The 24,901-nt window shown below is 43.7% G+C and carries 23 protein-coding genes; 3 read left to right on the top strand and 20 right to left on the bottom strand.

Features of this window, described 5'->3' with window-relative positions; translation table 11 throughout:
• The 18 genes from ACMXYP_RS07095 to ACMXYP_RS07010 all read right to left on the bottom strand — a co-directional run bounded on the left by ACMXYP_RS07095 (position 1) and on the right by ACMXYP_RS07010 (position 19,006).
• On the bottom strand, positions 1 to 1,140 hold the full coding sequence (locus ACMXYP_RS07095) for a hypothetical protein (protein WP_415884312.1): 1,140 nt from the start codon (positions 1,138 to 1,140) through the stop codon (positions 1 to 3).
• Between the two features lie 126 nt (positions 1,141 to 1,266).
• Positions 1,267 to 1,941 carry a 5,6-dimethylbenzimidazole synthase gene (gene bluB, locus ACMXYP_RS07090; protein WP_415884311.1) on the bottom strand — a complete coding sequence of 225 codons (675 nt, stop codon included), beginning with the start codon at positions 1,939 to 1,941 and terminating at the stop codon, positions 1,267 to 1,269.
• Positions 1,942 to 1,984: 43 nt separating this feature from the next.
• Positions 1,985 to 2,545 carry a CBU_0592 family membrane protein gene (locus tag ACMXYP_RS07085; protein ID WP_415884310.1) on the bottom strand — a complete coding sequence of 187 codons (561 nt, stop codon included), beginning with the start codon at positions 2,543 to 2,545 and terminating at the stop codon, positions 1,985 to 1,987.
• Entirely contained in the window at positions 2,545 to 3,552 is a 1,008-nt protein-coding gene (locus tag ACMXYP_RS07080; RefSeq protein ID WP_415884309.1) for a substrate-binding periplasmic protein, read from the bottom strand. The genes ACMXYP_RS07085 and ACMXYP_RS07080 overlap by 1 nt, the downstream gene beginning before the upstream one ends.
• Positions 3,533 to 5,011 carry a hypothetical protein gene (locus tag ACMXYP_RS07075; RefSeq protein ID WP_415884308.1) on the bottom strand — a complete coding sequence of 493 codons (1,479 nt, stop codon included), beginning with the start codon at positions 5,009 to 5,011 and terminating at the stop codon, positions 3,533 to 3,535. The genes ACMXYP_RS07080 and ACMXYP_RS07075 overlap by 20 nt, the downstream gene beginning before the upstream one ends.
• A 72-nt stretch (positions 5,012 to 5,083) precedes the next feature.
• Complete coding sequence (locus ACMXYP_RS07070; protein WP_415884307.1) at positions 5,084 to 5,593, bottom strand: hypothetical protein; 510 nt, start codon at positions 5,591 to 5,593, stop codon at positions 5,084 to 5,086.
• 92 nt (positions 5,594 to 5,685) lie between these two features.
• Positions 5,686 to 7,119 (bottom strand): aspartate kinase, encoded by a 1,434-nt coding sequence (locus ACMXYP_RS07065; protein ID WP_415884306.1) that lies wholly within the window; start codon positions 7,117 to 7,119, stop codon positions 5,686 to 5,688.
• A gap of 173 nt (positions 7,120 to 7,292) precedes the next feature.
• Positions 7,293 to 8,558, bottom strand: a complete 1,266-nt coding sequence (locus ACMXYP_RS07060) for an inorganic phosphate transporter (protein ID WP_415884305.1) — start codon at positions 8,556 to 8,558, stop codon at positions 7,293 to 7,295.
• A gap of 18 nt (positions 8,559 to 8,576) precedes the next feature.
• Positions 8,577 to 9,260: a TIGR00153 family protein gene (locus ACMXYP_RS07055; RefSeq protein ID WP_415884304.1), complete on the bottom strand. Its 684-nt coding sequence runs from the start codon at positions 9,258 to 9,260 to the stop codon at positions 8,577 to 8,579.
• A 232-nt stretch (positions 9,261 to 9,492) separates the two neighbouring features.
• Entirely contained in the window at positions 9,493 to 10,071 is a 579-nt protein-coding gene (locus ACMXYP_RS07050) for a class I SAM-dependent methyltransferase (RefSeq protein ID WP_415884303.1), read from the bottom strand.
• Positions 10,072 to 10,128: 57 nt separating this feature from the next.
• Entirely contained in the window at positions 10,129 to 10,620 is a 492-nt protein-coding gene (locus ACMXYP_RS07045) for a GNAT family N-acetyltransferase (RefSeq protein ID WP_415884302.1), read from the bottom strand.
• 28 nt (positions 10,621 to 10,648) lie between these two features.
• On the bottom strand, positions 10,649 to 11,518 hold the full coding sequence (locus tag ACMXYP_RS07040; protein WP_415884301.1) for a M48 family metalloprotease: 870 nt from the start codon (positions 11,516 to 11,518) through the stop codon (positions 10,649 to 10,651).
• A gap of 3 nt (positions 11,519 to 11,521) precedes the next feature.
• Positions 11,522 to 11,983, bottom strand: a complete 462-nt coding sequence (locus tag ACMXYP_RS07035) for an SH3 domain-containing protein (RefSeq protein WP_415884300.1) — start codon at positions 11,981 to 11,983, stop codon at positions 11,522 to 11,524.
• Positions 11,973 to 13,829 carry a CHASE2 domain-containing protein gene (locus ACMXYP_RS07030; protein WP_415884299.1) on the bottom strand — a complete coding sequence of 619 codons (1,857 nt, stop codon included), beginning with the start codon at positions 13,827 to 13,829 and terminating at the stop codon, positions 11,973 to 11,975. Before ACMXYP_RS07030 ends, ACMXYP_RS07035 begins: the two co-directional genes overlap by 11 nt.
• Before the next feature lie 127 nt (positions 13,830 to 13,956).
• The gene (locus ACMXYP_RS07025) at positions 13,957 to 14,472 is read right to left on the bottom strand and encodes a flavodoxin (RefSeq protein WP_415884298.1); all 516 of its coding nucleotides are present in this window, start codon (positions 14,470 to 14,472) and stop codon (positions 13,957 to 13,959) included.
• A 149-nt stretch (positions 14,473 to 14,621) separates the two neighbouring features.
• Positions 14,622 to 14,972: a ribosome hibernation-promoting factor, HPF/YfiA family gene (gene hpf, locus ACMXYP_RS07020; protein WP_415884297.1), complete on the bottom strand. Its 351-nt coding sequence runs from the start codon at positions 14,970 to 14,972 to the stop codon at positions 14,622 to 14,624.
• A 174-nt stretch (positions 14,973 to 15,146) separates the two neighbouring features.
• On the bottom strand, positions 15,147 to 16,049 hold the full coding sequence (locus ACMXYP_RS07015; RefSeq protein WP_415884296.1) for a DMT family transporter: 903 nt from the start codon (positions 16,047 to 16,049) through the stop codon (positions 15,147 to 15,149).
• 35 nt (positions 16,050 to 16,084) lie between these two features.
• Positions 16,085 to 19,006, bottom strand: a complete 2,922-nt coding sequence (locus tag ACMXYP_RS07010) for an insulinase family protein (protein WP_415884295.1) — start codon at positions 19,004 to 19,006, stop codon at positions 16,085 to 16,087.
• Positions 19,007 to 19,468: 462 nt separating this feature from the next.
• On the opposite strand from ACMXYP_RS07010, the gene ACMXYP_RS07005 reads away from it, so the two are divergent.
• Positions 19,469 to 19,978 (top strand): phasin family protein, encoded by a 510-nt coding sequence (locus ACMXYP_RS07005; RefSeq protein WP_415884294.1) that lies wholly within the window; start codon positions 19,469 to 19,471, stop codon positions 19,976 to 19,978.
• 109 nt (positions 19,979 to 20,087) lie between these two features.
• On the opposite strand, the gene ACMXYP_RS07000 is transcribed toward ACMXYP_RS07005, so the two are convergent.
• Positions 20,088 to 21,302, bottom strand: coding sequence for a UbiH/UbiF/VisC/COQ6 family ubiquinone biosynthesis hydroxylase (locus tag ACMXYP_RS07000; RefSeq protein WP_415884293.1), 1,215 nt, complete (start codon positions 21,300 to 21,302; stop codon positions 20,088 to 20,090).
• 244 nt (positions 21,303 to 21,546) lie between these two features.
• Here ACMXYP_RS07000 and dbpA point away from each other — a divergent pair, with 244 nt between their 5' ends.
• Positions 21,547 to 22,881, top strand: coding sequence for an ATP-dependent RNA helicase DbpA (gene dbpA / locus ACMXYP_RS06995; protein ID WP_415884653.1), 1,335 nt, complete (start codon positions 21,547 to 21,549; stop codon positions 22,879 to 22,881).
• Here the strand turns inward: dbpA and ACMXYP_RS06990 are convergent.
• Complete coding sequence (locus tag ACMXYP_RS06990) at positions 22,878 to 24,005, bottom strand: DUF3524 domain-containing protein (protein WP_415884292.1); 1,128 nt, start codon at positions 24,003 to 24,005, stop codon at positions 22,878 to 22,880. The genes dbpA and ACMXYP_RS06990 overlap by 4 nt on opposite strands.
• Before the next feature lie 135 nt (positions 24,006 to 24,140).
• Between ACMXYP_RS06990 and ACMXYP_RS06985 the strand changes: the two genes are divergently transcribed.
• Entirely contained in the window at positions 24,141 to 24,740 is a 600-nt protein-coding gene (locus tag ACMXYP_RS06985; protein WP_415884291.1) for a YiiX/YebB-like N1pC/P60 family cysteine hydrolase, read from the top strand.
• Positions 24,741 to 24,901: the final 161 nt, after the last annotated feature.

The raw sequence follows: 24,901 nt of genomic DNA, 5'->3' as shown, positions 1-24,901 counted from the left end.
CTATTGTTGAGATCCACTAGAATCTAGCATTCCTGCAATATTTTTCTTGTCGGAGAAACCATAACTCACTCTAGCCATAGCTAAAACCTGTGCATCTGGAGGCGAAGGCTCTAAATAACCATTCTGGTAACACCAACCTACGTAAATTGCTGCGCGTGCAACCTGACCATAAATAAGGCTTTCATTGAAGTAATTACAGGCGTCGACGAAATTGTTTTTTGCTAGATGTATCTGTCCCATAGGGAAACTCGCAAATGTATCACCTCGATCCCTTCTTTGAGCATAGGTATCAACCACCTTTTTGGAGAAGTAGTTACTGATGTTGTCATAGAGCTGATTACAGAAATGTTGTTTAGATGCCTCGGTTGCATCTTCACACAAGATCGGCAAGTACCCCGCAACACCTGATAACATCCTTGGATAGTAATCATCCCTTTTTAGAGCCGCCCAGCGATCTTGCTCAAAGATATATCCAATAGAGATCAAGCGCCCTAAAGTATCATCTGGCTTGAAGTGCTCAGCTTTCACTTTTGCCGCCCAATCGTCTGCTAGACGCTCATTATCCTCTCTTACATATTGCGACGCGAGATAACCATAAAAGGCATGCTCTGCATGATGCCCCATCTCGTGTAACAACACATCAACAATCACACTTTCCAATAGACGCTCATGCTCTGCCTGAATCTGTTCTCTTTGTTCCGGCGAGGCACTTAGCCAATCAGCAGGCGATTTTGGCAGAGGACCAACAAAGGATGGATGATGACGCCAGAAATAATCACTAAAGTACTCTTCGACTAGCTCGGGCCGGTTCATGGATTGAGAGAGCAAATAGGCTTCGATATAAACGGACAGGCCTTTTAGGAATCGATCATTGATAATAATCAGAGGGGGCGTGTCATCGACAGCCAAAGCCATACCCGCAGCACGTAGGTTTTCGACGACGGAAATTTCAACCGGGGCTAATAATCTCTGATCTTTATCCGGTAACTGTTTAAAAGCAGGCACTATCTTGGCCTGCACAATCCGCTCTATCAACGGAGAAAACTGTGCGCTTGTACTTCTCACCTCAAGCGCGCTAACTGGCGGTATAAATAAGGTAAGCAAAGTGACAACGACAGTAAAATTGAGGACGAAACGCATATCGAACCTCCCTGCGGTCAACCTATAAACCGTTTAAATCTGTTTCAAATTAAACGGCGATATAATCAATATAGATCATTTTTCAAACAGCAAGGTTCATTTTCATTAACGCCGGATCGGCTAAAGCTAAGCTTTATTCCCCCAGTTATCAGTAAAAATCATATCTTCCAATTGGCTGCGTTTTTCCCACTGAGCCAGTTCAAGCTCCGGTTTTTTTAGAAACTCTGAGACATAACCCACACACAAATAAGCGACAGGAACCACGCCCTCTGGGAGCTCAAGCAAATTAGCTAATACATCCCGATCAATAATAGACACCCAGCCTACACCTACATTTTCCGCTCTTGCAGCAAGCCAAAAGTTTTGTACCGCACAAACAGTACTGTAAAGATCCATTTCAGCCTGATGGGTCTTGCCAAGCACAACCGGGCCGCCCCGTTTACGATCACAAGTGATACAAACATTCAAAGGTGAATCGAGTATGCCTTGCAGTTTTAATGCTTGATATTGAACCTGTCGCTCGCCACTAAACATTTCTGCAGCTTCATCATTAGCCTTTTGAAAGGCATTAAAAACTTGCTGACGCTTGGCCTGATCACGAATCAGAATAAAGTTCCAAGGCTGTGATAAACCGACCGATGGAGCATGATGGGCAGCATGCAGAATATTGGTCAGCACATCATCAGGTATAGAATTCGGTAAAAACTGACCTCGCACATCCCTGCGACCATATAACACTTGGTAAAAGTGTTCTCGCGCTAGTTCATCAATATCTAATTGAGGTGTATTTGGTTCAGACATGTTTTACCCATATAAAAAAAGAAAGCTGCCAACAGATGAGAAATTAAGGAGACAGCACATAACCTTCTCGACCCTTATACCAGCCCCACAATGAGACTGAGGCCCAAACGATTTGTAACACTAATACCGGCCAGTTTGCATCGGTATAAAGCTGCGGCAACAACATCACCGCCGCATAAGTATTGACGAGATAGTAGGACTGCTGACTTAACCGCCCTGCAGAAAATCGCCAGTAGCCTAAGCAATAAGCAATAGATGAACTCCAAGCTAAGATAGCCATTCCTTGCTGAGCATACGCAAACAGTAAGCCACCAGCTCCTGCCAAAAACATGACGCCCAGCAGCCCATATAATTGGGCATTACTGAAAGGTAGACGCGGTAATACATAGTTTTTCATGGCAGCAAAACTAACCAACGCCCAAAACACATTAATCACAACCGCCTGCCAAGACGCTATCAGGTACGAGGAAGTAGCAACCAAAATTGCGGCAACTAAATTGGCCAGATAGTAGTGATAAGAGGCTTTATTTTTAAGTAAGGAAAGCCAAGCATGAGCCAACAGGTAAAGTATTGTCCCAAGCCAGCCTAGTGTGACTGAAACCACTACTCTACCTCTAGATGCATGTTTCTTACGAAAAGTGATCGACCCGCATGTGGTCCATCGACCACCTTCACCTGAGAATACTTCATCATGCCATCAAACACTTTTTCTGTGGCATGCGGCTTTAAAACAACATCATGCCAAGCTAACACCGTCGCCCTGCTGCCCTGAGGAATGACAAAGAACTGCTTATCTCCTTGAGCGTTCACCTCATAGCCAGTAATTAAAGGAAAGCCTTCCGCGGGTACCAGTCGAACATAACCACTACCTTGAACATCTTCATTAGAGGTAAGCAGCTGTTCAATCATACCTTTAGACTTTAAACGCGCTAACGCCGAATTAAATCTCTGAATAAATTCCCGACCTTCATCATTATCGCTAGCCACTAGATGAACACTGTCTGTACCGCGATGATTTTCGAGCAATTTAAACTCATGTAACAGATGAGGAAAGTGCTTATGTAACATCACTTGCGCAACCTCAATGCTGGCTGGTAATAGATCAATTTCGCCTTTAGATAATGCAGTTAAAGCCTGAAGGTCACTGTTATAGACCTTAGCATTTTTCAGCAAAGGCTCAATTTCAGCACCATAGCTATAACCTGCGACTTTACCTACTTTCTGTTGGTTGAAATCGATAGTTTTACCTGAATATTGCCGCCATTTAGAGTTATAAAAAAGGCCATTCTCTACAGACATAAGCGGATCTGAGAACAACACCTCTTGCGAGCGCTGATCTGTTTTGAAATAGGGATAACTTAGTAAAACCTGCTGATTTTTTACCAACTTATAGCTGAAGTAATAATCCAGACTAGCTCGTTCAGCCTCCAACCCCATCTCCCAAAAGGCGAGCTGTACCACTCGGGAAACAACACCTTTCTCCTCTTCTTCACCATTAACAAACGGCTTCCAATCAGAGGTATAAACAGGCTGTGCTTGAAAAGGGCTAGCTACCGCCACATTCAAGATCAAGGCGATGACAGCAAAAGATTTAACGACGTTTCGCAACATAGTACACAACAAATAAAAGAATGATTGAGACAACACTGCTCAGTAGAAGCAGGTCAGTTTCCATATTAGCCACGCCACTCAAGAAACTAGAGGGCTGTTCATCTCTATAACCTAACGCCGCATTTGATGTATAAGTACGGCTGTATTCAGAGATGGTGATCGCAAGATCGAACAGACTGATAAAACCGATCGCAACAAGAATCAGATCGGTGTAGAAGCTGCTTTTTTCCGAACGGGTTGCATGTATATCCTTAATTTTACTAGAGCAGACCTCAATTAGGCGCTCAGAATTCTGAACCATCTGTTCATAATCCCAACCAGCCAGAATATTCTCGAGCAGTAACTTTTTGTCTCGGGTGAGATATTGGCAGTTCTCATGATAATCACTGATATGCATACGAGTCGTCGCACGCACCCCCGCCAATATATCTTCGGCGACATGGGTATTACTCTCTAAATAGGTATCCGAGATCGCCATATAAAGATTGGAATTACAGGCATGCTGTACTGCATAAAAGTACTGAGCTAATCCCATAGCCTCTAACTTATAGTCTGACTTGTGACGCAGAGGCTTGTTCTTTTCATCGATCTCATCAACTAATACATAGTTAAGCCACACTAAGGAATCCATTCTATTCTGCTCAAGAATCTCTTTAGCGTGTTCTGGATGCGGTGTTTCAGCTAACCAGTTTTCAATAAGCGACTCATTTCCTTCCCTTTCAGAACGATCTAAACGCAGTAAGCGAGAACTCCATGGCTGATCGACATTAGAACCATCGGTTTCTTTAATATCGTTAAAGCCAGAGAAATCGCCCAAAGCTTCCAGATAGCTAACCTGAATCGTTTTAGGCAGATCACGAAGCGCTGGGTAAAGCTCGTCGCGATAGTATTTTGAAATCAGATAGGTTGATTGGGCTTGGGCAAATAGCTCTAGCGTCAGTTCAGTATCTTCATCGAGGAGTTGATAGATCTCTGGAAGCAAAACATGCTCACCTGGCTGGTGAGGCGCTTCTTGAATTAAGCCACACAAAGCAGCGATTCGATCCTGATAGTTAGACACTGCCGAAGGAAGGCTGCTTTCAACACTCAAGGATTGAGCGATATCTTCGAGTGTAGCAATGACATAATCCATATCCATAGTCACGGTCACCACAGACAAGGTATTGCTATAAACCTTCGCTTCAAGACTAAGCTGATCAGTAATTTCTTTAGTGTGAGTGAATAAACACAGAGTGTCTCGATCGTCAGAGCCAGTATTGGTGTAGGCCTTGCCCTGATTTTGATGCTGTACAGCAATGCGGTTTGATAGATCGCCTGATTCATCAAGTTGCTTTACCAATTGCTTTTGTAACACACCATCTAACTGCGAAAGAAATTGGCTATATTCCGCACTTCTTTCATTCACTCCCTGACGCAGATTCAAATGACTGCGGATTGGGGTCATGGTCACTAACTGCATTACTTACCCTTAATCTTTTAGATACTGAGCATTCTAAAATCAACGAGTTAGGAATAGAAGCGTGTTTGTACTTTAAGCGATCACCGCACGGTAAAGCTGAAGGCCAAATAGCATGATTAAACAGATTAACGCAGCCCATAAGGCGCGGAGAAAGCGGTTACGTTTTAAATTACGCAGACCCGAGACTTTTAATAATTCATAAGTCAGCTCAACTCGCAGATCAGAACTTTCCAGCGCTTTAAGGTAATGCCCTGTCGATTCTGAATGCTCACTATCAGTGAAAAAGAGTTTCAAAACTTTACTGTGCTCAGCCCCCACTTTGGGTGCCGTATTGCGTGTAGGATATAAAACCGCACCAAATAAAATGATCGGCCCGATGACTAACCCCCAAGAGAGGATGATCGCCAATATGCTGGAGATATAATCATCCCTTTGCGGCAACGTAGAACCGATTGTATGGATTAAACCTGCTGTAAAAATGTAACCCACACCAACAATCTGCGCTTTAGTATCAAAGCTGCGCACGTGCTCTTCTGCAGATTTCAGTGCTGTATAAAGGAACTCTAGGGACTGCTTTTCCATCAGTTTTTCGCCTTACCAAGAATAGTAAGCAGATTAGATGGAAATGCAGAAATAAAAAAGCCCGCTTTCGCGGGCTTTACAGAAGTTTGCGATTAAGCCGCAGTATTTACGTTCTGCGGGCTCTGCTCAATAAGAGCGGCATGCAATGCAATGATCGCCTTCTCGTAGTCATCTTCAGAGACAACACACTGCATCTCTACCTGACGGATAGACTGGTGAAGCGCCATTACGTTGATATCCGCTTCAGCCAAAGCACTTACTGTACGAGCAAGAATACCTTTAACCTTCATGTGTGAACCGATAGCAGAAACGATCGCAAGGTTGTGCAGACGGATCTGGCCTTCTGGATACATCTCTTCCATTAGGCGCGTTGCGCGGTTAACCATCTTACGAGAGCCACCAACATAGTACGTGATACTGTTCGCATCAGCGTCTTTATTGATCACGTAAAGTTTCAGCTGAGCTAGAAGCTTAGAGATCTCAATATCGTAAGCCGCATCGCCTAGCATCTCTTGGTCAAAGATTTCGATACCAAACACATCATTACGACCAGCAATAATCTCCACACGAGGAGCGTTGCTGTGGTAATCCTGACAGATAACCGTGCCTTCGTGCTCTGGCTCAAATGCGTTCTTAATACGCAATTTAACACCGTTACGACGCAAACCTTTCGCAGCTTTTGGATGAATAGCTTCCATACCTAAGTTAGACAGCTGATCGGCCACATCGTAGTTAGTCGCACCGATTGTTACTACATTATCAGTACCGACTAGCATCGGATCTGCAGAACTTAGGTGATATTCCTTATGGATAATCGCCTCATCAGCACCTGTTACAGTCGCAATCGTGCTGAAAGTCATCTCGCTGTAACCACGGTCAAAAGTCTTCATCAGACCTTCTTCACAGTGCGTATAGCCCGTAGCAATCACCATCTCTTTGTCGATCTGAACATCGGCAAACTGAGTCTTAACCATCTCTTCAAACGGTAGAGGCTGATCTAAGTGCCAACCAGTCAGGTCAACAAAACGAGCATTGATGCCTGCATTACGTAGAACAAGTACAGAGTTGTATGCACTATGCGCCTCACCGATAGATGCTAGCATCTCACGTACTTTCATCAGGTGCTCTTCCAACTGGAAGTGACCGTAAGTACAAAGGTGGTGCAGGCTCTTCATGCAATCACGAACGTCATTCAAACGCTCGATTACAAAAGCATCCGCAGCGTTTCGCTCAAATTCCATATCAGCGAAAAGCTCAGCGTTGATCTCTTCCATTTTCGCCTGAACTTTACTCAACTCATCGATCCACGCCTGCTCGCTTTCAGCGTTTGCAAAACGTGCATAAACACCAGGCTCACCGGTTTTCTTGTGCTCAAGAAGATAGTTGGTAATACCGCCATAAGCTGACACAACAAAAATTCGGTTATACAGTTCCTCTGGTGTGGTGCGCTTCCCCACCAAAATGGTGTCCATCAATTCCTCAAAGCGGCTCATGGAAGTGCCGCCGATCTTCTCAACTGTATGCATCTTCTTTCCGGATATTTCTGGTTCTAGCTTAGGGATTTACTCCCAAAGCAAAAAAATTGGGCCCAAATTTTACATCAATATGATGGATTTGTGATCATTTAATTGCCTTCATACAGAAAAAAGCCCCGTATTCTCGCGAATACAGGGCTTTTCTACTTAAAGCTGTTCTACGTTTAGGTAAACATACCTTTAAACATAAAGAAGAACATAATTGCTAGACCCGCACCTGCAGGCAGAGTTACTACCCACGATACGAAGATCGTACCTACGATGCGCAGGTTCAGTGCAGCCATACCACGCGCAAGACCTACACCCAATACAGCACCTACCAGCGTGTGAGTAGTGGAGATTGGCAAACCAGTACCCGATGCAAATACAACTGTTGTTGCAGCAGCTAGTGTCGCAGCGAAACCACGGCTTGGTGTAAGTTCAGTAATGTTATTACCTACCGTTGCGATTACCTTGTGGCCGTACATAACTAGACCAGCAACGATACCGCCACCACCTAGTAGCAAGATCCATACAGGCATTGCAGATTTCTGCGCCACTTCACCACCAGCTGATACAACACCTACTACAGCAGCTAGAGGGCCTACCGCGTTTGCAACATCGTTAGAACCGTGGGCAAAAGCCATTGCGCAGGCAGTGAACATCATCAAGATACCAAATAGCTTCTCTACACTAGTAAAGTGATGTTCGCGATCAGCTTCTGGATCAGGCGTGATGCGTTTTTGCATCTTCATACCGATCAACATGATGATTACAGCAATACCAATTGATGCTAATGCGCTTTGACCCCAGCTAAGATCTAAACCAACGTGTTTAAGACCTTTAGTGAAGGTCACCATGGAAACCATGAAGCCTACTAGGAAGATATAACCTGGGATATATTTTTTAGCGTTAGCAAAAGGATTATCAGTATCGAGTATCAACTTTTGTACGCTTCTAAATAAGAAGAAGGCTATCAGCCCGGCCGTAACCGGCGATACGACCCAACTTGCTACGATCTTAGATACTTTACCCCAGTTAACCGCATCAACAGAGATACCAACTGCTGCGAAGCCAACAATCGCACCTACGATAGAGTGTGTAGTAGATACAGGCCAGCCAAAGTGAGTAGCAATTAACAACCAGATACCCGCAGCTAATAGCGCAGATAACATACCAAACACGAGCAAATCAGGCGTTCCAGACAAGATCGCCGGGTCTATAATACCCTTACGAATTGTTGCTGTTACCGCACCACCCGCAAGATAAGCCCCAAGAAATTCGAAAACAATTGCGATCATAATCGCTTGTTTCAAAGTCAATGCCTTTGAACCAACCGAAGTACCCATGGCATTGGCAACATCGTTTGCACCAACGCCCCAAGCCATAAAGAAGCCAAACACACATGCCATAATTACAAGGATATGGCCGTATTGAGAAATGATTTCCATCTTTACTTACCGAATGAATTAACGAGCAACTAATAGCTGTAAACGACTACCAACCTGTTGTGCGCGATCTGCCAGGTCACCGATTGAACTAATAACCTGATAGAGGAACATAACATCTACCGGCGGAAGTTCTTTCTCGATGCTAAACAGTTTCAGGCGAATAGCACGTTCGTGTTCATCCGTGTTGTGCTCTAGGGCATCCAATTTTTCTAGCATTTTTTCGATGACGTCGATCTCATGACCACCGAAACCGCTATTTACAAGTTCGTCCAGTTCTTTAAGTGCAGTCAATGCTTGCTCAGACGTTTGCAAAGCGACGCGAACGTAGTCTTTCATATCTTGTTGCATCTCTGCTGGCACTTTCATTTGACGGCCAAGCATAATGCCTGCGATATCTTTCGCACGATTAGCAATTTTGTCCTGCATACGTACAACTTCTAAGAGATCTGTACGAGGAACTGGAAGGAAAATACTTTTAGGCAGATTCTGGCGAATCTCTTTTTTCATAGCATCCGCTTCGCCTTCTAAAACGGCGATACGTGCTTGTACTTTATCAGCCTCATTCCAATCATCTGCGATCACCGCATCAAAAAATGGAATAAGCTCAACAGCACACTCTTGCGCTTTTGCAATGTGATCTTGCATTGGTTTGAACGGTGAACGAGCAAACATCTGCAAGAATGGGGTACTGGTTGCTACCATACAACGCACCTTAAAAGTCAAAAAATAAATTGAACACACCTGTGTTCAGGCGCGCGAATTATGACGGAATTATTGCGTAGAGTAATTACAGTTTTGTTACAAAACCGTCATTTTTCAGTAAAAAAACTGAAATATTTGATGCAAGGCAGACAATTGATGTACTGCGAATATGCCTTGTAAATCCGTTGCATCACAATGTATATACATAAAGCTAATAAGGTTTAATTACGATCTATTTGTTCACATCTTTCCTAAAAATATATGAGTCCATTCCCGACTCAATTCGGTCCGACTCAAAATCCACTAAAGTCAATTCGGCACAATGACCTAAAAGTTCATTTTCTCTTAAGCAAAATCGCTTCGAAAAACCGGTACGTTCATGCTGGAGCAGATTGAACGTAGTCATTAATAAAGTACCTTCTGGCTTCAATAGACTTAACAGTTTTTCCCAGAATCCATCAGCAGGTTTATATCTGGAGACAACTATCGAATCGAACAATCCCAGATCTGACAAATCAACCGATTCCTCCTCTAGATCCATCTGATGTGTTTCCACTTCCAAGCCCAACTTAGTCATTGCCTCAGACAAACGATCCAAACCTACTTGAGAGATATCTGTCGCTACCGTACTAAAGCCTTGTTTCGCCAAAAAAATAGAGGCCGCCCCATCTCCTGCTGCCAAATCTAATACACGACCTGTTTTTAAAAAACGCCACTGACGTTTTAGATATTCTGGTGCAACAGGTTCAGATGCTAGACCTTGGCTTTTTGCCAAGTATCGCTGATCCCATTTTTGCTGTGCTTTGCTCATTGAAATCCTTAAGAATAGATATGTGCAGAAGAAGGTTAATTAACAATGATTGCTTAGCTATAAAAATGCAGAGCCAATTGTTTCGTAAGGTGAAAAGCCTTGTTTCAACCAAAAATCATCAGCCTCTGTATTTCCTGGGTGCCATCCAGCCTGAACAGAGGTCACCCCTTGAGCTTTAAGCCACTGTTTAGCTTCCGTGACCAATGCTTGCCCTATCCCTTTTCTACGCAGATCAGGTTCTACCCATAAATTAAACAAAACACTACTATTAGGCTGAGTATAACCTGTTTGCTGATTCAGAATGACGGCAATCGTCCCACAAACCTTATCCCCCTCAGCTATAAATATCATTGCATCATCTCTTTCAATACATTGTTCAAGGGTATGATAAAGCTGATTTTCAAGATGTTCAGGAATAGGCAAACCAAAAGGCTTTGCATGGTGAATAGGCAGATACGATGTAAGTTGCTGCCACTGTTTAAGCACAACATCTACGCGATCAGGCCCGGCCACACTGATTTGAAAAGACTCTTTATTGGAAAAATCCATTACATATATTCCGATATTCCATGTACATCTACTTTATCATTTTGGAATAACGATTATTAAGTTCTTTACCTTCTATATAAGTCATCTTATCCGCTAACTTGTGTAGTTCTGACAAACGGTCTTCAGCGCTTGGGTGACGCTTACTAAATGCCTGCCAAAAGGAACTATCATCCTGTTGAGCATCTATCTTTTGCAATACCGCGATATAAGCCATTGGATCGTAGCCAGCTCTGGCAGAGATCACCATGCCCATCTTATCCGCTTCTAATTCATCGCTTCGAGCCAAACCATCACTGTAAACATCCTGAATGGTATTCAGCAGTTTATTTTCAACTGAGTGGTCACCAAATACCGTAGTTCCACTGCTATCTGAATCGCTTTGACTGTCACGTAAGAACCGAGCAAGATCTGCTGCAATACCGATTTTTGCTTCCTTCTGAATAGCTCGGAGGTGGTGCTTTTGAACCACATGTGCAATTTCATGAGCTAGCACACCTGCAAGCTCAGCTTCGCTCTCCAACTGCTCTAAAGTCCCCGTTGTGATATAGATAAATCCACCGGGCGTGGCGAAAGCATTAAAACTATCATCTCGTAACACTGAAAAGGTCCAAGGGATATCAGATCGTTCAGTTTGTTGAGCGAGCCACATTCCCACTGAATTCACATACTTTTGAACATCTCGGACGTTATATATGGAGGCTTTTTGAAGCAGAACAGCACTCACTTCCTCACCGATCTCAACTTCTTCAGCCAAGCTTTTCTCAAATAGATCGGTCGATTTTTTTCCTGCTTCCATTAATGGGGTCAGATTGATGTTATTGACCTGACAGCCGCTTAAACCCAGCAATAGAAAACCAGCAACAACCCCTTTGATAGCGTTTATTTTCAATATAGACATAAGCTACTCCACATAATTCATGCTTCGTGCTTTCAATCCCCCTTCCCGTGCAAACTTGGTAGCCGCATCTGCACTCACTTTATAACCTTTTACTTTGCTAAGGGAGACACCTGACCCACTCGATATAATCCCGCCTTCATCCAACCCCCTAACACCGGTAGTCAGGGTTGTTTTGGAGCGATATTTCATATTGCCCGCAACTTGTTGCGTGCTAGGCTTACTCACATATCGAAGGTTTATCATTTTCACCCAACCAGAGTCAGCATTACCCGTTCGTACTTCGTACCAACCACCGCTTCGTCGCAGAATATTTACAGAGGATTTTTCAGAGAGTTTCGTAACGACAGTGCTAGAAATTGAGGGAGTTTGGTAGACAGAGATATCTCTGACTGTGTAGGCAGTTTGAGCAGTCGCCCAAGTGGAGCACATAAATGGAAGACCGATAATTAGTAATTTAAGGTTCATCACTCAACCTCCTTGGCTGATAGACGGTTACCAATTTTTCCCGGCCTTTAACCTTATAGTCACCAATCAGCTCGAAGTCAAAAGCATCCCCACATGCCTGCCGAGTTTCTTCAGAAACTAAAATTCTTCGTCCCGTTTCTTTAGTCAGCCCTTCAATACGACTGGCTACGTTTACCGCATCACCAATGGCAGTGTAATCATAGCGACTTTGCGTGCCTATAGCCCCAACAACTACTTCCCCTGTATGGAGGCCAATGCCGATATCGAAATCAAACAAACCAAACTCCCGTCTGAAGCCGAGCATTTGATCCACCATATCCAAAGCCGCGTTTACAGCAGCAATCTCTTGTCCGGGATTTTCAATGGGCTCACCCCAAAATGCCATAATGGCATCACCAATAAATTTATCGAGGGTACCTTTATACTGAAAAATAACTTCAACTTGACGAGAAAAGTAATGATTAAGCAGATCGACAATTTCGGTAGCACTGCGATATTCAGAAAGATGAGTAAACTCACGAATATCGGTAAATAAGATGGTTACCCGCGTGCTCTTTCCTGCCAAAGCTTGATCGGTGATACCTTGTTCAAGCAAAATATTCACTACTTTCGGGTCCAAAAAACGGCCAAAAATATCGACCGTTTTTCTCATCTCTCTCTGTTGCTGCAATAAACGGAATGCGTAAAAAGAAACCGCAATAAAAATATACGCGACCAGCCAAGTCATAACAGGGAACATCATCCCTTCCATGATCAAAAGCAGATAACTGAACAGCACGTTTACTCCGATTAAAATGCCTATTCCGATGAGTGCGTAATAGAAACTTCCCACACGAACCAGCAATAGCACTAAAACACCAAAGCTTACGCCCACAATCACCAAAGCCCGCAAAGTGTCTACTGGTTGAAGAAAGCTCTGATCAATAAAGTTATTAATAGCCGTAGCTAAGATAAAAACACCGGGGTAAGTACTACTAATCGGTGTGACTTGGATATCATGTAAACCCGCAGCAGTTGAACCGATAACAATAATTTTGTCCTTAAAATAGTTTACCTCTTTGAAATCATCTCCTTGGGTCAACTGCTTATATACTTCGCTATAAGAAAGTCTAGGATAGGGCTCACCTTTGCCTTGATACCAATCGATCCAGATTGACTGCTCTTCAATTTCAAAACCATTAAGGTCAACAGCGATTCGCGCAGGCATCGTCATAATCCCCCAATCAGATATTGGATGAATTGCAGCGTACTTGCGCCCGACACCATCATCATCAGGATGGAAATTAATACTGCCTAAACGCCAAACACTCGCGTCAACCGCATTAGGTAAGACCAAACTTGCATGAGGAATAGATGAAACTGTATCCGGCTTTCGAATGGGGACGGTTTCTGGATATTGATCTAAACGCGGAAACAGATGATCAGAATAGGTTTGCAGATGTAAGAAAGGTAGATAAACATTATCCGATGTAGCCAACACCTCGCTAAAATACTGATCACTTTCTGGGTTAAAAATATCTCTATCAGCAAACAGAACATCAAACACCACTGCTGCAGGCTTCTGTAACTGCAACAACTCGACCAGCTCGGCATGTACAGCCCTTGGCCAAGGCCAACCACCCGCAATAGGCGCAAGATTATTCAGGCTCGAATCATCTATATCGATAACCACGATATGCTCACTTGCGACTCTTTTGTCTGCTCGCTGTTGAAGCGTTAAATCAAGCCAGTAGTTTTCGAGCGGTGGAAGCAGTGGTGAATGGAAATTAAAGGCAGCAAATAAGCAAAATAAAATACTCAGCACTGAGATAGCTTTGATTTCCGAGAGGAGTTTGCTGGCGGGCATAGCCATCCTTATCTGACCTAGTTTGTTACTACCTTATAGAAAGTAGCTTTAATACAGCATAGGCCAGAGAACGACAGACACAAAAAAGCCCCGTAAAAACAGGGCTCTAAAAATTCAGTTAGTTAGATTAGAAAACGCCTAATTCCAATTTAACCTGATCTAACCAATCAGAAAGGCGCTCATCGGTTTGATCACGCTGCCAATCTTCATCTAGAGCTAAGCCGATAAAATGTTTTTTATCGTCTGTTAGTGCTTTAGATTCTTCAAATTCATAACCTTCTACAGACCAGTGACCAACAATTTCTGCACCTTTGGCTACGATTTTATCATGTAGCATACCCATTGCATCGACAAACCATTCAGGATAGCCAAACTGATCACCAAGACCGATAAAGGCAGCCTGTTTACCACTGAAATCCAACTGGTCCACTTCATCCCATACTTCCAGCCAATCTTCCTGTACTTCACCATAATCCCACGTAGGTATAGCAAAAATAAGAATATCAAAATCTTTTGCTGCAGAGAGTGAACTGTCTGCGACATCAAATAACTCTAGTTCGCCGGCATCCCAACTACCTTTTATCTTATCTGCAATATCGCCAGTATTACCTGTTGTGGTGCCGTAAAATAACGCTGCCTTCACTACCTACTCCAATACCTACACGCTAATGATAACACTTATCATTATCCATCTAATAACGACACTTATGCAAGCCTGATGCATATAAAATTTTGTTCTAGAAATAAAAAAGCCCAGCATATAGCTGGGCTTTAGAAACTTTATATCCTAGATCAGGCTAAGCTGAGTTCCTCATCCGCTGCCATTTCAACTGTTGCAGCGGGTCTCTGATTTCCTTTTTTATTCACGTTTTTCTGGTGAATCTTATCTAGCTGACGATCAATTTTATCAGCCATCGCATCCAGAGCAGCATACAAGTTATCAGCGGATGCTTTCGCAAAGATATCTTTACCTGCTACGTGAATTGTTGCTTCAGCAACGTCCTCACGATCATTTTTTTCAATAATAACGTGAGCACTAGTAATAACTTCGTAACGTTCTTGGCTGCTGTTCAGCCATTCCTCTACTTTCTCTTTTACACTGTCAGAAACTTTAGCATTGCGGTGAGTAATTTTGATATTCATGTGCAAATCCTTAATGCCTTGTTGCAGTGAGAGCGCTATGAATTAATGTTTTTGTGCGCCCCTGTACACTTACAGTAGTACCATTCTGACAATGGATTACAAGTACTTTTTTCGCTTCATGAAGAAAAATTGATAGCTGACAGGCAAAACTGTTCAAACACCAAACAGTTGTTACTAGGATTTAGCCGTTTTACGGGAAGAAAGGGACAACAATCCAGCCGAGAAGATCAAGCACAAACCTATTAAGCTGTAGACGCCTAATACTTCATCCCATAATAACCAACCAAACAGTGCAGCAAAGACTACCGAAGCGTATGTGTACGGCCCCAACTGTCCTGCTGGTGCAAGACCATAGCCTTTACTCAATAACAGCTGGGCAACTGTTGAGGTAATGGCCATCAGCAATAACCAACCCAATTCAACTAAATTGGGCGTAACCCAATTAAGCATCGCTGGCGGCAAAGCTAAAACGGTACTAAACAAAGCGAAATAAAAAACGATGCGACTGGCTGGTTCTGTATCGCTCATCCTACGGATAATAACTTTTGCTAGCGCCCCCAGCATTGCACCAAAAAGCGCAATTAGCACAGCAACATTGAGTGTTCCCTGCCCGGGATTCAACACTAGAAAAACACCAAAGAAACCAACACATATTGCCAGTTTCACTACCCCAAAAATCTTTTCACCTAACCACCATAAGGCGAATAATGGAATAAAGAATGGAGCTGTTTGTTTGATCAACGCCGCCTCTGCTAAAGGCAAGTGTCCCCATGAATAGTAAAGACACATCATGGCAGTCACACCGACCGCCGCACGCGCAATATGAAATCGAAGAGAGCTCGTTTTTATCGAGGAGATCCCATTTCGCAATAACCAAGGCATCAATAGAATTAACGCAAAGAGGTTACGGGCAAATACGATAATCTCAGTGGGTAGCTGATGAGTGATCTGCTTTACGACCATGCCAGAACAGACCAAAAACAGTTCTGACAGAATGATAAACAGCGCACCTTGATAAAGCGCTTGTGTGGGCATAGAGGCTTGAGGATTATTAAGGAATAAATGACTAGCAATCAAAGTCTACCTTGATCGCTAGTCGAATTTTACCTTAATTAGACTTCAATTACTTCAAAGTCGTCGGATAGACTGTCTGCCTGCTCTTTACTGGTGATCACTGCCACACTGCCTTCTTTATCCAAAAGATAAGTTTTGGCAACACGCTTTAGATCATCCAATGTCACATTCAAGATACGCGCACGAAACGCTTTACGCTGCTCAGGCGTACGTCCAAACAAAGCGCTGTGGAATGCCTGCTTAGCTTCACCAGCCGGTGATCCTGGCTTATCAATCGAGCTGACAACACCCAGAATCGCTTCTTCTAATTTCTGAGCATCATGATCAGTCTCCAGAAGCCATTTCACCGCACCATCAAAGTCATCCAAGGTTTCAGATAAACGAGGATCACGGTAAGAGAAGAAACGGAAAGCTGCATCACCTGAATCCTGACCAGCGCCAGAGCCGTAAGCACCGCCTTTTTCGCGAATAACTCGGTGTAGATAGCCATTACGCAGAAAGTCCCCCAAAATTGTAAGTGGCGCAGAATCAGGGTGATCTACCGCCACGGTAGGGAATGCTTTAGCACAGAAGCTTACCTGTGTACTGGTAACCCAAGCTTGTTTCACCTTACTACGTAATTCTGGCAGTAAGAACCCTGCAGAGGTTTCACTCGGCACATCTGCCCAGATAGACTCTAAGTAGCTCTGAACACTAGCCTGATACTCATCTTCAGCCACTACTAGGTATTGACGTGGGGCAAGCTGGATCTTGCTATGCAACTCTTGGAGACGTTGTGAAAGCTGTTTAAGAGCATCTTCATTCTCTAGCTGATCATCCAGCTGCTTGTAATAGCAGATAGAATCAAGACCTTTTGTTGCATGAGACAGTGCTGCAGCCGGGCTCATCTTCGCTGCTGCAGCCATCATTGCGAATGCATGGCCTTGCCCGGTGATACCTTGTTCTTTACGAGTACGTTGTTGAGATACCACTTCACGAATACGAGGCAATTCATCAAAGCGTGCAAATTGCAGCGTCTCTTTCAGCAGATCCAACAACGCCTCATGTTTAGACACTAAGGCTTTACCGGTTAATGTGAAGTAACCTTTTACATCCTGTTCATTATCAGGCGCACCTCTTACCGAAGCAAAACCATGAACGCCACCGGTCACTTCAGTTTGATACTGCTGATTTTCTTGATAAGTGCGATCACCACAGCCCAATTCAGTAAGAAGATAGCTGTATAGCGGCAATATGTGCTGCTCATCTTCCGTTAACTGCGGAAGCTGCATAATTACCTGCTGATAAACAATACCGTTGGTGCCTCGATCATAACGGGTCAAAGGTAGCGTAGACTCAACCGCCACATTTTCAGGCACAGACATCTCATCCGGTACATCGGTCAATGTCACTTTAGGTAGAATCGATTCATCATCGACCTGTTCTTGACGCTCGGCTAACTCAGCTGCACGATCAATTAGCTGCTGTTTATCTGCATCCGATAAACCCGCTTTAATTTGAGCTAACTGCGCTTTCTCTGCAGCATCACGACTAGCTGCTAGTTTGTTGTCTGGGCGTAAAGTCAAACGAACGCGATGCGGGTTATCTAACAGCTCCTTAACCATGGACTGCACAAAGTCAGGCTGTTTGATCGCTTCACGCAGCTTTTCTAGCACTGGATCAAGGTTCAGAATAGCGATTGGATCGCCTTTGTTAACGGCTGCCCCGAGCGAAGACATGATCAAACTCAGGCCATAAGGATAGCCATCACCATTAATTTCGCGCTGTTGCAGTTCTAACTGATGCAACTGGGCTTCCAGCATAGCTTGAGGTACACCCTCTTCAGCAACCTTATGCAAGGTATTCAATACCAATTTTTCAAATTCTGCCGCAGATTCGGGCTCACTGCCTTCAATACCGCACATGAAGCTCATTTCACGATTGGAATCTTCTAAACCACATAATGGCGAAGGAGCGCTGCCTAAATCAGTTGATTCAAGCGCATAACGTAGCGGAGAAGCACTATTATCCAGTAACACACGTGACATAAGGTGTGCTTTAAGTTGTGCTTCTAAATCATTGGAATGACCCAGAAGCCAAGCTAAAACATGGTGTGTTTTGCCACTTAGATCCACTTGGTCAAGGTCATAACCTTCTTCCACCCGCAATGGCGAGTGGTAGCGTTTCTCATCATGAATTTCGATAGAAGTGCCCAGCTTTTCAAAACGGCTTAGCGCTTTCTCTTCAAAGAAGCCCTGAAGTTCAGCAGCAGGAATATCACCAAAAGTCATAATGACCGCATTACTCGGGTGGTAATGGGTTTTATAAAATTCAATTAGCTCATCATAACTTAGGTCAGGGATGCTCTCTGGCTCACCGCCGCTGTTGTGATGATAGGTTGTTGTCGGGAACAGGTATTTCGTCACTGACTGCCACAAACGAGAAACCGGCGAACTCATCGCACCTTTCATCTCGTTGTAAACAACACCTTTGTATTCTAAATCGGATTCAACATCACCTGTTTCAGAAAACTCGATACGATGCCCTTCTTGTTCAAAATCCAGAGGATCTAAACGACTGAAGAAAACAGCATCAAGATAGACATCTAAAAGGTTGAAGAAATCTTTGCGGTTTTGGCTAGCAAATGGATAAGAGGTCCAGTCACTGCTCGTCATTGCGTTCATAAATGTATTAAGTGAACGGCGCGTCATCATAAAGAATGGATCACGTACCGGGAAACGTTCACTACCACACAACGCTGTGTGCTCTAGAATATGCGCAACGCCTTTTGAGTCTTCCGGCACAGTCCTTAGACCGACAAGGAAAACATTCTCAGTATGATCAGCCGCTATATGGAAATGAGAAAGGCCAGTCTTTTTATGCTCGTATTCCGTTACATCAATTCCTAAAGACTCAATCTTTTCTGATCTAACAAATTCAAAAGATGAGTGTGATTCTACGACTGTATTCGATTGCGTCATGAAAATACTTGATCCTGTTACTAAAGGGACTCTACCAAAGCTAAACGTTAGTTAGCTGTCCCGAGGTATTGAGGTGAAGAAAGCTTTCAAGCAGATAGCCAACCCCTCCCATATAAGCCCTGTTTTTGGGCTAAAGAGTATCACCTGATTGTAATAGCTATTTGGTTATATGAACAACCTATCGGCCAATATAGGCACAAAGCGGGTGCAATTTGACTTCAAGAATTTTTATTTTTCTCCAAAAACAGCTCAAAAAGCTGATTTGAGTAGAACTTAACTCTTTTATACCAATCACTCTAACTCATTGTTATATAGGTGTTTAATCATCTAAAGCAATGCATATAAATATTTTTGTGCAATGCACAAAAAAATATTTGACAGGTTATTTATTAACCACTATATTTATCTCAAATGCTGCAACGCACAAAAACACTTTATTAAAGATTCTCAGAGGAATGGAAAATGTACGATGATCTAATGAAAGATGTTCAGGAAAAAATGCAACCAGCAATCGACGTTGCTGAAGTGAACAAAAAAGCACTAGAAACTCTGTTCTCTTTGCAGTCTGAATATGTAACTGATTTCGTAGATTCAAGCGTAGCTCAGCTTAAAGCTCTATCTGAAGTAAAAGAGCCTAAAGAAGCTATTGAACTACAAGTTGAGTTTTTCAAAGCTCTAGAAACCAAAACTACTGCGACTGCAGAAAAAGAGCTAGCTGCTCTAAACTCTGCAAAAGAAGAGATCTCTGAGATCGTAGAAAAGAGCCTTAGCGAAATTCGTGAGATGCCTTACGTATCTGATTTCAACAAGTTTCTAACTGAAGCAGCTGAAGCAACTTCTGCTGTAGTAGCTAACGCAACTAAAACTGAAGCAGCACCAGCTGAACAAGCAGCGGCTCCAGCTAAGAAAGCACCTGCGAAAAAAGCTCCTGCAAAGAAAGCACCTGCGAAAAAAGCAGCGACTGCTGAGTAATTCATCGTTGGGGGTCACGTAACGACCCCACTTCTCTACTCTGGCTGGTTTAATCAGCCGTATTTCTTTGCCGGTCTCCCAGACCGGCTTTTTTTATTTAAGCCTTTGATTATTGCTCTTTGGCCATTTCAGGCAAAGGCCCTTCCAAGCCCATCGCGAACTGCATAACTTTGTTTTTAGCTGGCGTTACACGACCTGCCAAACCCAAACCAATATTGCGCAAAACTTTTAGTGGACCGTTCTGATTACTAAATACTCGGTAGAACGCATCCATTGTCTGCATCATCAATAAATTATGCTTACGGCGCTGCTTTTCATACTCCTTCAGCAACGCCAATTCAGTAATATCTTCACCTGTATTAGCAGCCGCTAAAATCACTTCAGAGAGAGCAGCTGCATCAAGCAGGCCTATATTAACACCCTGTCCAGCTAGAGGATGAATCATATGTGCAGCGTCACCTGCTAAAGCTAGACCTTCTAAGACATATTCCTGCGCATGTTGGCGACGAAGCGGGAAAGCTCCTCGGCTAAGTAACTGATCAATTTCGCCCAACGCATCAGGGAAGGTAGATTTAAGCTCTTGCATAAAGCTTTCATCATCCTGAGCTAAGAGACGCTTTACGTTATCCGGTGTGTTATACCAAACCAGAGAAGCGTTATTGCCTGAAAGAGGTAGAAAGGCAAGCGGACCTGTCGGTGTAAACTGCTGCCAAGTGATATCTTCTTGAGCAAATTTAGTCGTCACAGAAGCAACCAGTGCATGCTGCTCGTAATCCCAACGAGTAACACCAATACCTGCTGCTTGACGAACACGAGACTCACCACCATCCGCAGCGATCAGTAGGCGCCCTATTATTTCGCGATCATCTTTCAATCTAACGATGCTGCTACCAGGAGAATAATCGATAGCCTCAACTTCAGCGGGACAGATCAGATCAACATTTTCAAATGTCTGTAAACGCTCTAAAAGTGCTAGCTGAATCACACGGTTTTCGACAATATGACCAAGGTGATCACGGCCAATATTATCGGAAACAAATTCGGTAGATGCCTTTTCTTCGCTTGCTTCCCAAACCTTCATACGTCGGTAAGGGCAACTACGACGAGATAGAATCCCCTCCCATGCACCTACTCTCTGAAGAATATTCTCCGAAGCAACGCTGATAGCAGAAACACGCAAATCATTTGGTTGGGAAGCTTCATATTCCGCAGGATATCGACTTTCCAAGACGGCAACTGATAACGGGCTGTTTCCAAGAGCACAAGCGATCGTTGCACCCACCATACCACCACCGACAATGACGACATCGTAACGCGTATTCATAATTCCCAACCAACTTACTTATTTTTGACTGTCCCGAAGTATACCCAAAGAGCCTGCCAACATCTTGAGAAAGATCAACAATTGTTAACGCGCTTTGATTAGCGAGTGATTCTTCAGGGTATTCATATTCTCCCAAAGCGGTTTGCTCTATAATGCAGCTTTGCAACAAAACCTAACCAACTTTACTTTTACCGAGTGCCCTGTGTCTGATACCTGCTTCTCAAATCTCAATCTTCCAAAACCGATGCTAAAGAACCTGGATCATCTAGGCTATAAGCAGATGACGGCTATCCAAGAGAAGGCCCTACCCGAGGTTTTGCGAGGTAATGACCTCATTGCGAAAGCAAAAACAGGCAGCGGCAAAACAGCTGCGTTTGGTATAGGTACACTGCTGAATTTAAACCTTCGTAGTTTTGCCACACAAGCCTTAGTACTTTGCCCTACACGTGAATTAGCAACACAAGTTGCTAATGAGCTAAGAAAGCTTGCTCGCTTTACTGAAAACGTGAAGATTCTTACTCTCTGTGGTGGCCAATCAATTGGGCCTCAGATTGGCTCTTTGGAGCATGGCGCACATATTGTTGTAGGTACACCGGGTCGTATCAAAGACCATCTACGTAAGAAAACTCTGCGCTTAGATAAAGCCACTACCGTAGTGCTTGATGAAGCGGATCGCATGCTTGATATGGGTTTTTCTGATGACATTCGTGACATCATAGGGCAGACCCCAAAGAAACGCCAAACACTGCTATTTTCTGCTACTTACCCAAAGACCATTGCGAGCCTGAGTGCAGACATTCTCAATCAGCCAATTACGGTAGAGGTAGAATCCACTCACCAACAATCTCAGATTGAACAACATTTCTTTGAGATCGAAAAAGAAAATAAGCTAGAGAATTTGAGCGCGATTTTAGCTCAGTTCAAACCAGAGTTTGCAGTGATTTTCTGCAACATGAAGCAAACCTGTAATGATGTTCAGCAGCACCTAAAATCCTTGGGCTATAGCGCAAAAGCGATACACGGCGATTTAGAACAACGCGATCGTGACCAAATACTAGTGCAATTCGCCAACCGCAGTTGCTCTATCCTTATCGCGACTGATGTAGCAGCGCGTGGATTAGATATTGATGACCTCCCTTGTGTCATCAACTACGATCTTACTCGCGACGCTGAAGTTCATACTCACCGTATCGGTCGTACAGGCCGTGCAGGTAAGCAAGGCATGGCACTAAATCTTTATCAGCCATCAGAAGCTTATAAAGTGGCTTCCATTGAAAAGTATTTGGATACAGAGTTCCCCGTGACTGAACTACCAGACGCAGATCCGAACTATCAGCCGAATAACCCACCAATGGCTACGCTTGCGATTGCTGGAGGTAAGAAGAACAAAGTTCGCCCTGGCGATATCTTAGGTGCATTAACAGGCGATGCTGGAATACAAGGCAGCCAAGTAGGCAAGATTAATGTGTATGATTTTGCTGCTTACGTTGCCGTTGAACGCAAAGTTGCACGAAAGGCAGCCGAGCGCTTGAGCCAAGGTAAAATTAAAGGCCGCAAGTTTAAGGTCCGTCGTCTTTAACCTTTTTTACGGGCTAAACGCTCAAAGTGACGGCGATACTGGTCTGCCAGTATCGCCCATTTAAACCGATCGACATTCACTTGCTCCCCCCACTCACCTGCGTACTTTCTTTCTACTAACTGATCTAATCGTTCAGCCAAGACTTCAGCTTCGCTTTCTTCTTTATACCGGCAGGCTTCAGGGAACAATTCTCTATACGCTAACCTTTCAGGGACTAAGGGCTCCGCCCCAGACGCAACCCCTTCTAGAACAGCTATCCCTTGGTAATCATGTACAGCCGTTGAAAGCACAACATCCGCTTTACGCAGTAGAGCCAGATAATCCTCACGCGACGAAAGATAACCCCACTCTCCAGCGCAATCACCGAGTAGCACACGGAGTTGTTCAAATTGCTCTGGCACCTTTCTAAACTGCTGCCCGACCACATGGAGCTTAAAGTCCTTGCGTTTCTGGATAAGCTGTTCAACTGCATCAAGTAGCAGTTGAGGGTTTTTATCGTATTCCCAACGGTGATTCCAAACGATATGAACTTCATCAGATACAGGAGAATGTATTTGGTAGCTATCAGACTTGATAGGAACAGACAGCACCGATGAATTATCTCTAATCCGTTCGATCAAATTTGCTGGTACTTGATCGGGCATCTTTTTCAAGAGAGCTTTCGCGCCATCCAAAAGCGTCTGTCGATTATATTCACTGTTAAATAAACAATAATCCGCAGCCAGCGCGGTATAAAGGTTCAGAATGCATGGCTCAACGGTTTTAAATGCTTTACCAGACTCAGGATAAGCGAATTGGTTTTCGTGAAAGTAAACCAGTGCTGGAATTTGGGCTAAAGATGGTACAAAACCACGCAAGGCAGACAGGTCTGTCATAGAGGTCGCCACGACCAGATCATAAGGCTGGCTTAGTGTTTCCCTTTCATTAAACGCCCAACTAAGACTGTTCCCTCTCATACGCCAACTAAAATAACGTCCTGGCAGAGACAAAACTGTCCATTCGTGTTCATTCAAGTGCTCAACAAGCCCTTTACGCCAATAAACATGACTATCCGCATCGTAAGCTGAGAGAAGGAGTATTCGCATAAAGCCGCCGTTGAAAAAAAGCGCTAGTGTATCAGCCAAATTTTGCTTTGTCCTATTACACTTAAAACTGAGTCACAAAACCAAAAGTATCAAAATACGATACCTTTTTTGAATATTTAGCCCTGCTTCCTCAAAGCACACATACTTTACGTATCAACTTTTGAGGAAACCATAATGAAAATGACAAAGTTCAACAGCGTAATCAATGACCTAGAAAACTGCGTACAAGAAGGAGACATTATTTTTATCTCCATCAATAGTTTTCTATACCGCCAGGTCGCAAAAGGCACTGGCAGCTGGACTTCGCATGTAGGCTTTGTCGTTAAAGAAAATGATGAATGGTTTGTTTTAGAAAGTGCTGTTCCCTGCGTTAGACGCACGAGCCTAAAAGATTTTGTATCGCGCACAACCAACGATGAAGTGAGCATATTACGACTTAAAGAGCCGTTAATTGATGCAGATATTAGCAAATTAAAACAAACCGCTGAGAAACGTAAGGGGCGCTTTTATCACTTAGGCTTTAAATTCGATTCCAAGCGACAGTTTTGTTCGAAATTTGTTTATTTAACCTTTAAGGAGGCGTTAGGGATAGAGTTAGGTAAAGTACAAACGCTAGCTGAACTATTGGATGAAAACCCACAAGCCAGCGTTAACTTTTGGCGCTGCTGGTACTTTGGTTTTGTACCTTGGCAACGAAAGACAATTACGCCTGCCAGTCAATTGAATGACCCGCAACTCGAAACGATCTATACGACTGTCAGTCAGGGAACCTGAGAACAAGTCTTATGCGACTCAGGCTTACAGAGCAATTGAAGCACGAGGCAATGATTACAGGCATGCTGGTTGCCTGTCGAAAATCATTAACAAAGTGATTCAGTTGCTATGTAAGCCCCGTAGGGTGAGCTCTAAAGCGACCATCTACTTTGTCAGCCAGC

It is taken from the genome of Neptuniibacter sp. QD34_54, assembly GCF_047778055.1.
In the GTDB taxonomy this organism is placed as follows: Bacteria; Pseudomonadota; Gammaproteobacteria; order Pseudomonadales; family Balneatricaceae; genus Neptuniibacter.
The sequence above is the reverse complement of the archived record's forward strand: the minus strand, read 5'-3'. Positions and strand labels throughout refer to the sequence as shown.

Excerpts from the sequence above, each read along its gene's own strand:
- ACMXYP_RS07095 (WP_415884312.1), bottom strand. The coding sequence starts at position 1,140 with ATGCGTTTCGTCCTCAATTTTACTGTCGTTGTCACTTTGCTTACCTTA.
- bluB (WP_415884311.1), bottom strand. The coding sequence starts at position 1,941 with ATGTCTGAACCAAATACACCTCAATTAGATATTGATGAACTAGCGCGA.
- ACMXYP_RS07080 (WP_415884309.1), bottom strand. The coding sequence starts at position 3,552 with ATGTTGCGAAACGTCGTTAAATCTTTTGCTGTCATCGCCTTGATCTTG.
- ACMXYP_RS07075 (WP_415884308.1), bottom strand. The coding sequence starts at position 5,011 with ATGCAGTTAGTGACCATGACCCCAATCCGCAGTCATTTGAATCTGCGT.
- ACMXYP_RS07070 (WP_415884307.1), bottom strand. The coding sequence starts at position 5,593 with ATGGAAAAGCAGTCCCTAGAGTTCCTTTATACAGCACTGAAATCTGCA.
- ACMXYP_RS07065 (WP_415884306.1), bottom strand. The coding sequence starts at position 7,119 with ATGCATACAGTTGAGAAGATCGGCGGCACTTCCATGAGCCGCTTTGAG.
- ACMXYP_RS07060 (WP_415884305.1), bottom strand. The coding sequence starts at position 8,558 with ATGGAAATCATTTCTCAATACGGCCATATCCTTGTAATTATGGCATGT.
- ACMXYP_RS07055 (WP_415884304.1), bottom strand. The coding sequence starts at position 9,260 with ATGGTAGCAACCAGTACCCCATTCTTGCAGATGTTTGCTCGTTCACCG.
- ACMXYP_RS07050 (WP_415884303.1), bottom strand. The coding sequence starts at position 10,071 with ATGAGCAAAGCACAGCAAAAATGGGATCAGCGATACTTGGCAAAAAGC.
- ACMXYP_RS07045 (WP_415884302.1), bottom strand. The coding sequence starts at position 10,620 with ATGGATTTTTCCAATAAAGAGTCTTTTCAAATCAGTGTGGCCGGGCCT.
- ACMXYP_RS07040 (WP_415884301.1), bottom strand. The coding sequence starts at position 11,518 with ATGTCTATATTGAAAATAAACGCTATCAAAGGGGTTGTTGCTGGTTTT.
- ACMXYP_RS07035 (WP_415884300.1), bottom strand. The coding sequence starts at position 11,983 with ATGAACCTTAAATTACTAATTATCGGTCTTCCATTTATGTGCTCCACT.
- ACMXYP_RS07030 (WP_415884299.1), bottom strand. The coding sequence starts at position 13,829 with ATGCCCGCCAGCAAACTCCTCTCGGAAATCAAAGCTATCTCAGTGCTG.
- hpf (WP_415884297.1), bottom strand. The coding sequence starts at position 14,972 with ATGAATATCAAAATTACTCACCGCAATGCTAAAGTTTCTGACAGTGTA.
- ACMXYP_RS07010 (WP_415884295.1), bottom strand. The coding sequence starts at position 19,006 with ATGACGCAATCGAATACAGTCGTAGAATCACACTCATCTTTTGAATTT.
- ACMXYP_RS07005 (WP_415884294.1), top strand. The coding sequence starts at position 19,469 with ATGTACGATGATCTAATGAAAGATGTTCAGGAAAAAATGCAACCAGCA.
- ACMXYP_RS07000 (WP_415884293.1), bottom strand. The coding sequence starts at position 21,302 with ATGAATACGCGTTACGATGTCGTCATTGTCGGTGGTGGTATGGTGGGT.
- dbpA (WP_415884653.1), top strand. The coding sequence starts at position 21,547 with ATGCTAAAGAACCTGGATCATCTAGGCTATAAGCAGATGACGGCTATC.
- ACMXYP_RS06985 (WP_415884291.1), top strand. The coding sequence starts at position 24,141 with ATGAAAATGACAAAGTTCAACAGCGTAATCAATGACCTAGAAAACTGC.